The 8,948-nt window shown below is 54.7% G+C and carries 7 protein-coding genes; 1 reads left to right on the forward strand and 6 read right to left on the reverse strand.

The annotated features are described in order from the left end of the window. Nucleotides 1-479: 479 nt before the first annotated feature. The 3 genes from rpoS to ABJK70_RS16210 all read right to left on the reverse strand — a co-directional run bounded on the left by rpoS (nt 480) and on the right by ABJK70_RS16210 (nt 3,895). Nucleotides 480-1,469, reverse strand: a complete 990-nt coding sequence (gene rpoS, locus ABJK70_RS16200) for an RNA polymerase sigma factor RpoS (protein WP_077730452.1) — start codon at nt 1,467-1,469, stop codon at nt 480-482. Nucleotides 1,470-2,438: 969 nt separating this feature from the next. Continuing rightward, nucleotides 2,439-3,188, reverse strand: coding sequence for a hypothetical protein (locus ABJK70_RS16205; RefSeq protein WP_086134386.1), 750 nt, complete (start codon nt 3,186-3,188; stop codon nt 2,439-2,441). Then, nucleotides 3,185-3,895: a hypothetical protein gene (locus ABJK70_RS16210; RefSeq protein WP_077730454.1), complete on the reverse strand. Its 711-nt coding sequence runs from the start codon at nt 3,893-3,895 to the stop codon at nt 3,185-3,187. Before ABJK70_RS16210 ends, ABJK70_RS16205 begins: the two co-directional genes overlap by 4 nt. A gap of 335 nt (nt 3,896-4,230) precedes the next feature. Here ABJK70_RS16210 and ABJK70_RS16215 point away from each other — a divergent pair, with 335 nt between their 5' ends. Next, nucleotides 4,231-4,650 carry a hypothetical protein gene (locus ABJK70_RS16215; RefSeq protein WP_077730455.1) on the forward strand — a complete coding sequence of 140 codons (420 nt, stop codon included), beginning with the start codon at nt 4,231-4,233 and terminating at the stop codon, nt 4,648-4,650. Between the two features lie 59 nt (nt 4,651-4,709). Here ABJK70_RS16215 and ABJK70_RS16220 read toward each other — a convergent pair whose 3' ends face one another. From ABJK70_RS16220 to ABJK70_RS16230, 3 genes are all read right to left on the reverse strand, one after another. Next, the gene (locus tag ABJK70_RS16220) at nt 4,710-7,196 is read right to left on the reverse strand and encodes an FtsX-like permease family protein (protein ID WP_240502522.1); all 2,487 of its coding nucleotides are present in this window, start codon (nt 7,194-7,196) and stop codon (nt 4,710-4,712) included. 127 nt (nt 7,197-7,323) lie between these two features. Then, nucleotides 7,324-8,622 (reverse strand): flagellar hook-associated protein FlgL, encoded by a 1,299-nt coding sequence (gene flgL / locus ABJK70_RS16225; protein WP_347258478.1) that lies wholly within the window; start codon nt 8,620-8,622, stop codon nt 7,324-7,326. A gap of 2 nt (nt 8,623-8,624) precedes the next feature. After that, a partial coding sequence (locus ABJK70_RS16230) for a flagellar basal body rod C-terminal domain-containing protein (RefSeq protein ID WP_347258479.1) occupies nt 8,625-8,948 on the reverse strand: 324 nt, incomplete at its 5' end.

Below are 8,948 nucleotides of genomic sequence, written 5' to 3' on the forward strand. Positions count from 1 at the left end.
GCGAGTGACCCGCATCATCAAGTCTAACGAACATCGGCATCTTCGTTCTTAAGCCCGCCTCAGCCATAACGCTAGCTTGAGGGCAACCAACATGACCGGCTTTTTAGTACAACTTAGGCGTTCTTAACCAGAACGTTCCTGGCTTCGCGAAGTTCACGTCAAGGGTCCATGAAATGGGACGTTCCGGCTGAGCGATCGGTCAGCGAGCGACCACGAACGGAAGTTGCACGAATAAACTTAAAATTGGAGAGTGTATTGAGCAAAAGGTGCTCTTAGGGCGAGATACTCGCCACTTGAGAGCTTTTGATATCCGAAGTGCGGCGGCAGATCGTGAGTTGGCGGGCTATCGGCTATTCTCGATCCGGACGGATTTAGATCGTCCGTATCGAGAATATCGTTAATAGATATGCAGTGCCTTGGTTTCCCGACACTTCAAAGGACATCTGGATAGCCCACGGCGTCTTAAAGCTAAACTGACGTTAATGAAAGATTGTATCCGCGGTAAAGCCGTCGGTTTCCAATATGTCGCGAAGGCGATTTAGAGCTTCCATCTGAATTTGACGTACTCGTTCCCGGGTAACGCCCATCACGGTCGCGACTTCTTCGAGAGTGGAATGATCATAGCCGCGCAGACCGTATCGGCGGGAAATGACTTCCCGCTGCTTGTCCGTGAGTTGATCCAGCCATTCGGAAAGATTATTGGAAATTAGCTCGTTCTGAAGAGTTTCCGGAAGGGGGAGTTTATCCTCCTCGGAAATGCATTCCACCAAGGACTTTTCAGAATCTTTCTTAAAAGGAACATCGATCGATACAACGCGCTCGTTGAGTTTGAGCATTTTTTCGACCGTTTTTATCGGTTTGTTCAGATATTTTGCGACATCTTCGGCACTTGGATCATGATGCATTGTAATGGCCAAATGACGATACGCTTTTAGGTAGACATTCATTTCTTTTACGACGTGAATCGGTAGACGAATCGTGCGCGTCTGATTCATCAAGGCACGTTCAATCGTCTGCCGAATCCACCATGTGGCGTAAGTCGAAAACCGAAATCCGCGATCGGCCTCAAACTTCTCAACGGCTCTTATCAGTCCGAGATTTCCCTCTTCGATTAGATCCAGAAGTGGCAGTCCGCGATTCAAATAACGACGGGAAATTTTTACAACCAAGCGCAAATTGCTTTCTATCATTTTCTTGCGCGCCGCCTGGTCACCTTTTTGCGCTAAACGGCCGTAGTGCTTTTCTTCATCTGCGGTCAGCAGCTGAGAACTTCCCAATTCCTTTAGATATAGGCGGGTGGCGTCATATTGGTATTCCGAATCGACAGTACCCAGCTCTGCGTCGTTCCAGATCGGCGAATCTTCTTCAAGATCTTCGTTCGCTTCGAAATCTTCGACGAAGGTGGCCGCATCATCGTATAAGCCTGCCTCTCCAAAGGTTTTTAATTCTTCTACGATTTGTTCAGACATACCCATGCCCCCCACACAATTGATTTATTATCGATAGCCTATTTGATAAACCAGAACTTCCGTCATCAATACTTTGTTAATCGGAGCCAACAGCTCTGTGTCAAACCATTTATCGTGCCAATATGCTCTGCGAGCTCCGTACTGCTTTAAATCTGCGGATCATCCATTTTTTGCTTCGCATCGGGTCACTGGGCGCATCGGAAAAATGGCGTTTGGCGACCGAGCGGAGTTACCGTGCGACGGGTTTTTGACGGTTATCTTTCTTATCGGCTTATTATTTTTTTTCTTTAGCAGCTTTTTTGTGACTCAGATAGCAATTTTTAAATGGTGGGATTTTTTTATGATGCCGAATTCGCGCGACCACGCGGGCGCGCGCTCAAACGCACGCGCTTACAGACAGAAAAGGGGATCGAGAGGTTCGGGGATGATTTATAGAGACGAAAAATGCCGACATTCCCAGTTTTTGCTCGATGGCTTGCTAAGCCATTTCCGTGTCAAGCTAGAGCATTTTTCGCTTCCACATAGCGGATTTAGTGCGTGAAAATCCTACCAAGGTGCCGCTGAACGCGGTGCTTGTTTTAGGGCGGGGAGCCGCCCCGCACGCGGGTTCCTTTTGCAAAATCCTTGTGGGATGTTGCTTCCCGCTTTGCCCCCAAGTCCAGGGTGTCGCTCCCTGGATACCCGCTTGCCTTGGGAGCGCCAAGGCAAGCCCCTGGGTTTTATCCTGCGGACCCGCCTTCGGCGGTCCAAATTGACAAGGTCCTTTCCTGGACGCTGCCCTTCGGGCGAACGTCGTTCGTCCCATTCCGCTCCCGGCGAGCCCCCTGATCCTGCGCGTTTCGCACGACACCGGGGCGCTCGAACGGGACGAAGAAAACCGTGTAGCACCCGCTGCCGCGGGCGCTATACCGAATCAGAAAATACTCTAGCCACGGCCGTGCTCGGCGCACCCAGTACACTTCGACGATTTTACCGTCCCAGCAGAACGTCTTTGGCCTGATTGATTTTCGCCGCGAGATAGTCGGAGCCACCTCGGTCGGGATGAATCCTCTGCATCAGGCGACGATGAGCGTCGATAACAATTTCACGAGAAGATCCAGGCGGGATGCCCAGAACACGATAAGCTTCTTCCGCCGTCATTTTGCCGTGGTCCTGATCTGCGGTTCGGCTTTCGCGCTCTTGCCAGGATACGCCATGGACGCGCTCTATATATGCCTTCAGCAGCGATGCGGATTCGGGGTCCTCGCGGACATAGTCACCGTATAACTCGGTCAGTTGTTTTAGGGTCAGGTCGTGCAAGCTACGGCCGGCATGGAACCCTGTCAGTACTACGCCCACGATTTCGCCGGTTGTATGATCGAGTTGCATCCGTAAAAAACGCGACTCAACAAACGAACTGCTACGGCGACCGTCCGAAGCCGTCCGCTGGGATGCGGCTCGTTGTTGCCGCCAGCGTCGTATCAGCGGCGCATATTGAACCAGGAGTTGAACGAGAATTGGCGCAAGCCGGAGAACGGCGGCGATCAGTGCCCCGACCAGCGGGATCAACCAGCCCAGCCGTCCGGTCGCGGCAAGAAATAACAGGGCCAGAATTCCGGTCCAGATCAGCCCGCGTCGAAACTTGTTGGCCAGCGCTTCAGAAGGCGCGGAGTCGAGAAAACGGCGCACCGTGAGCACGGCAAGAACGACGAGAAAAAGAAGCAGAATGAGTTGAATCAAGATTTTTTCATTTCGTGGGCTAATTGCAGAGCGAGCCCGCCTCGGACACGACCGAAGTCTTCCAAAGCCTTCAATCCGCCAGCGGCATAGACCGCAACAGCATTGAGCAGTTCACGGAGTTGCCGTGCACTTCCGGCGTCGAGGCGGCAATGGGCGCCGTGAGTCAATTTGGCGATCTGTTTGAATGCGCGTTCGGCGGTCGGATCGAATCCTTCCTGAAACAGAAACGCTTTGACGCCCCGAAGGCCCAACTCTCCGGCTGTCTTGCAGAGATAGTCGACATTTTCTTCCATACAGTCGCCAACGAATACCAAAGCGTCGACCTTGCTTTTCCGTGTCTCCTGCAAAGCATGCTCCAGAACCTTGCCGATCTGGGTGTATCCCCCGACGCATTCCACGTCAGCCATGCGCCGCCGTAAGTCTTCGGCGTGAATCAACCACGGGAAAGCTTCGAAATCCGCTATTCCGCGGTAATAGCAGAGCTGGATTTCCAAGCCGCCTAGAGCCGCCGCCGCATCGAACATTTCCGCTTGGATACGACACGCCTCCCTCCAAGTAGGTTCGCGGCTCGCCGTCGCGTCCAGGGCAAAGATCAGCCTTCCTTTGCGTCCAGCCGGTTTGGCGTTGGGCGTTTGCGCAAGTTTTTTCAAGAACGCTTGCACGTCGCTGTTGCTGGATTGTGGCGGAAACTTTTTCGAGTCATTCATTTTTGGGGTTCGATAGACACAACGCGAATTATTCTATCCGGCAGAAAATCGCGTAAGGAAAGTCATGACCGGACAGGTTTTCATTGCGAACGATTAGACCACCCGGAGGCAATTTTGGCTCCAATTAGACATGCGCGCATTTGTCGCTCCCCAAATCGCAAATATAACCATGGAGCGTGATAAAGTGCAGTGTTTCTAAATCGCTTCTACGATGCTGTGGAGCAAGCAAATTAACTGTTTGCATAATGTTGACAACATGGTAATTTGCGCCTGCTCCAGAGTGTTCGTTCATGAACCGGGAGGCGATAAGAACTTATAAGAGGAGGTATAGCGTAATGTCCGAAGAGAATAACCCGAGTAAGCCCGCGCAAGGCATTCTCGATACCTTGAAGAGCAACCCGAAAGCTCTCTACGCGGCGATCGGCGCAGTGTTGGTGATCGTTCTCGTTCTCGCGATGAGCGGCGGCGGTGAAGAAGTACAGATCAAGACGACCGTATCCGTAGGCCAGCAGGTGACTTTGGATAATCCGAATGGCGGCGGTTCGCATTTGACGACCATGCCTGGTTTAATTAGCACCTCGGAAGCGGAAGAGGACCAGGAGCAGAGCGTATGCGTCACCAAAGCAGGGACGAAGGCAACCGTTGAAGAAGAAATGGTAGTCGGTCAGTTGCCGTTCGTTAAAGTAAAAGTATTGGACGGAGACTGCCAAGGGAAGAGCGGCTGGACATCGAAGGTCAACGTCAAGGGTAGTTGATAGAAATGGCGATGAGCGCCAGATTATTCGCCCATCGCCATTTCTTGTTTTCTCGTACTCTAAAGTTCTCGCAGCACGCGCATTGGGCTGTTTTTTACCACTGACCGTGTATTCAGATAGCCTGCCAGCCCAACCACCAGCGCGCCTAAAACAGGGGTGGCCAGCCAGGTTTCCCAATGGAAACGATACGCCAAGTCAAACACCCGGCTGAACAACGTCCACGCGATCACCTCGCTGATAGCCGATGCCAGGATGCCGGCCAAGAATCCCAACGCGGCGAATTCCACCCATTGGGCATTCCGCAACAAGCGCCGGCTGGCGCCCATGGTCCGAAGCAACACATCCTCGTAGATACGTTCATCCAGCGTCGCTCGGACCGCGGCGAACAGCACGGTAAATCCCGCCGCCAAAGCCAATAGCAAGACATATTCGATGGCGCTCGTCACTTGTCGCAAGATGGTCTGAAACTGTTTCAGCAGCGCGTCCACTTCCAGGATTGTCATGCTCGGGAACGATTTGGCCAACTGTCCCAGTACTGGCTTAAGCTCTGGTGGCACATAAAAGCTGGTGAGCCAAGTGTGCGGATACGTATCGAGGCTTCCCGGCGAAAAAATCATGAAAAAATTCGGGGTCATGGTATCCCAGCGGACGCTGCGGGTGCCGATGACGGTAGCGATAAGCTCCTGTCCCGCAATATTGAATGTGAGTTTGTCGCCTGGCTCGATATCTAGACTCTTGGCTAGCTCGGTTTCCACCGAAACGCTCAGGGGACCACTTCCGTCGACCCATTTTCCCCGAACTACACGGTTGTCGGGCGGCAGTTCCGACGCCCAGGTAAGGCTAAGTTCGCGATTAATCGATGCTTCAGCGCGCGAGTCTTTGTGGACGATTTCGAAGACGTCTTTACCGTTAACGGCAGTCAAACGGCCGCGCACGATCGGATAGTAAGCGCTGCTGGCGATACCCTCTTGGTTCAGCGTGTTGCGAAATCGCGCCAAATCGGTATCGAATAAATTCAGTGCGAAATGATTAGGGGTATCCTCGGGCAGTTGGCGCTTCCACTCCTGCAGCAGTTCGGTACGCACCAAAATACTGACCTGCATGGCCACCAGGGTTAGGGCGAAAGCGAGTATCTGGCTAACTCCCAGTCGCGGCTGACGGGTCAAGTGCTGGAGACCGAAGCGCCATGACAGCGAGACGTAAGGCAGGAGCAGACGGCCAAGCCCCAGCATCGATAAGCCGAGCAGGCTGAACAGCGCTATCGCAGCGCCAGCGATCGCCAATACGCTGACGGTCATCGTCCAATCGCGGGTATAGCGCCAAAGAAGCGCGCTCAGAGTAAGGGCGGCTAATCCGTATACCACCCAAGCGCTGGACGGCAGAGGTTCCAGATCGCGGCGCAGTACTCGCAGGGGAGCGAGTCGCTTGAGCCTGAGTATGGGAGGCAGGGCGAAGCCGAGCAGGATCAGGAGTCCCGTGGCCGCGCCGAAGATCACTGCGAGCCAACCGGGACCGGCTAAGGTATGGGGCAGCAAAGAGCGGAGCAACTGGATCACACCGTGCTGAGCCAGGTATCCCAAAGCGCAACCCAACGAGCTCGCGACGAGGCCGACGATCAAAAACTGGCTGGCGTAGATCCACAGGACGTCCCGCTCGCGAGCACCCAAGCACTTGAGCATCGCGGTCATGTCGTAGTGCCGTTCGGTGTAGCGGCGCGCAGTCATGGCGATGGCAACGCCCGAAATCAACACCACGGCAATGCTGGTCAGTCCCAGATAACGCTCTGCACGGTTCAGGGCATTGCCCAGTTCGGGCCGATCCTCGTGTACGTCGAGAATACGTTGACCCGGATGCAGTTGGGGCTTGAGCCATAGCTTGAATGTGCGTAGCGCACGCTCGTCCCCGGCAAACAATTCGTAATAATGAACATGACTTCCGGGTTGAATGACCCGGGTCTCGGCGACATTGGCTCGATTCATCAGCACCCGGGGCGAGAGGCTGTAGAGATCGCCACGGCGGTCGGGTTCATGGGTGAGAATGCGAGTGATTCGCAGCGGTTTTTCACCCACTGTGATTTCGCCGCCCAAGCTCAAACCCAAGGTTGTGAGCACGCGCTGCTCCACCCAAGCCTCCCCGCTTTTCGGGATGTCGTGGGTTTCAACTGCGGCCGTGACATCGCCCAGAGTGGTGCGAAGCGAGCCGCGTAGCGGATAACCTTCCTCGACGGCTTTGACGCCCACCAGAAGCAGTTCGTCGTTTTCGATCAAAACGCTGGAAAATTCGGTGGTACCGGCGACTAGCAGCCCCTGTGCGGACGCCTGTTGCCGCCAAGCATCCGATGGCTCCTGATGGCCGCCGATAACGAGATCGGCTGCCAAGAACTCCGCCGCCTGGAGACTCATCGTACGGGTCAATCTGTCGCCCAACAGGCTGACCGCGGTGGAACTGGCCACTGCGATCAGGAGGGCCGCCATCAGGATGGTTAATTCGCCGCTACGCCAATCGCGTGCGATCAGTTTCAGGGCAAGCTTGAAGTTTCTAACCACAATGCCATTTTCACCGCAAAAGGGATGCCTGAATCAAAGACAAATCGGCCGAAAATAAATTCGAACGTGCGAATAACGCCCGGAAGGGCTCGCACCGGGAAGAGGCACGGAATGCCGCGTTTACCGCTTAAAGATAATTGAAAAGAGACAGTCCTTGTACTTTAACATAAGCTTGCTGCGCAGCCTGTAGCGCGACAAACTGGATGTTGTACCGACTGATTGCTTCTGCGTAGTCCAGATCCTCTATTTCGGAAAGATTCGCTTGGGTGTCGATGATGAATTTGTCGTGAACATCCTCTTGTTCGTCCAGCGCATTCAAGCGTGCGCCGACGCTGGCGCGGGTATCCAGGATGTTCTGGAGGGCGGCATCGATGCCCTTCAATGCGGCGCTGGCAGCGTCGTGGAAAGCAACGTCGGCTCCTGTGCCGGTCTGTGGGCCGGCGAAGCCGAAATCGGTCAGGACTCCATCGGTGTCGTCACTGATCTCCACGGATGAGGCAGTCCCGGTGGTTGTCGATACGAACTCGATAAAGCCTGATCGATGTTGGGCGACCACGGTTCCATTCAAAGCGGTGGCGTTGATGCCGGCGTTTATGGCGGCAACGAGATCATCCGCTGAAGCATAATTCGCTGCGGCGACGGAAACCGTGACCGGCGCACCGCCATCAATGGCCAGATCGAAATTCTTTGCCGGGCCGCCGCTGTAGTCAATGCCGGAGGACAGATCGTTCGTTCCCATAACGGCGCCGTGGGATGCGGTGAACTGTCCGCTCAAAGTCCGGGTGAGGGAGTACAAGGTATTGAGTATGTTCTGGGTACCGCCTGAGGCCGCGATCGCATTGGCACCCGAGCTCGAAGGAATATTCTCGAATATGGAAAATCCGGAATCGCCATCGGCCATATGTCGTTGCGGAGCGATTTGCAAGAGGCGCTGATTCTTGTCGCCTTGATAGACGTAGCTCGGCGGCGTCCGGCCGCCGTCAAATGCGAACGGGACGGTATCGGAACGGAAGCCGGCGAAAATATATTCGCCGTTGGCGTCGCGCGTATTCGCCAGTCCGAGCATTTCGTCCAACAGCTGCTGCATTTCCTGCCCGATCGCCTGCCGATCACTCGGGCTGAGCGTATCATTGAGGCTTCGGACAGCCAATTCACGTGCGCGCTGCAACACGTTGTCCGCTCCCGCCAAAGTGGATTCCTCAAATTCGAGTCTCGAGCGAACAGCCTGAATGTTGGACTGAAATTGCCGATTGTTTTCCAGCGACTCCTTCAAGTCCAGCGCACGTACCGCGGCGCTGGGATCATCCGAGGGCGTCAGAATGCGCTGGCCGGTGGAGAGCTGCAATTGGGTCTTGGAGAGCTTCGCCTGCTGCCTGAGGATGGCGTCGATGCCGAATTGTTCCATCAAGGGCGTCGAAATGCGCATGCTTATCTCCTTACGGCTCCGATCAGTGCGTCGAACATACTGTTCAGCGCGGGAATCAACTGCGCGGCGGCTTGATAGGCTTGTTGATACCGAAGCAGGTTGGCGGCTTCCTCATCGAGATTCACCCCTGAAACCGAGTCTCGTGCCTGTCGAGCATGGTCGAGCAATTGTTTCTGAGCGGTGCTGTCGATGTCGGCGGCGTGGGTCAGCGTGCCCACATCGCCCACGATCTCGTTATAAGCGTCCTGGTAACTCGCTTTACCGCCCAAAAGCGAGGGCATTGCCTGTAGTTGAGCCAGGGCGCGGGCGTTGGTGTTGTCACCGGG

The organism is Methylocaldum sp., assembly GCF_039794385.1.
Lineage (GTDB): Bacteria > Pseudomonadota > Gammaproteobacteria > Methylococcales > Methylococcaceae > Methylocaldum.

Coding starts and splice junctions, on each gene's coding strand:
- rpoS (WP_077730452.1), bottom strand. CDS start 1,469: ATGTCTGAACAAATCGTAGAAGAATTAAAAACCTTTGGAGAGGCAGGC.
- ABJK70_RS16210 (WP_077730454.1), bottom strand. CDS start 3,895: ATGAATGACTCGAAAAAGTTTCCGCCACAATCCAGCAACAGCGACGTG.
- ABJK70_RS16215 (WP_077730455.1), top strand. CDS start 4,231: ATGTCCGAAGAGAATAACCCGAGTAAGCCCGCGCAAGGCATTCTCGAT.
- flgL (WP_347258478.1), bottom strand. CDS start 8,622: ATGCGCATTTCGACGCCCTTGATGGAACAATTCGGCATCGACGCCATC.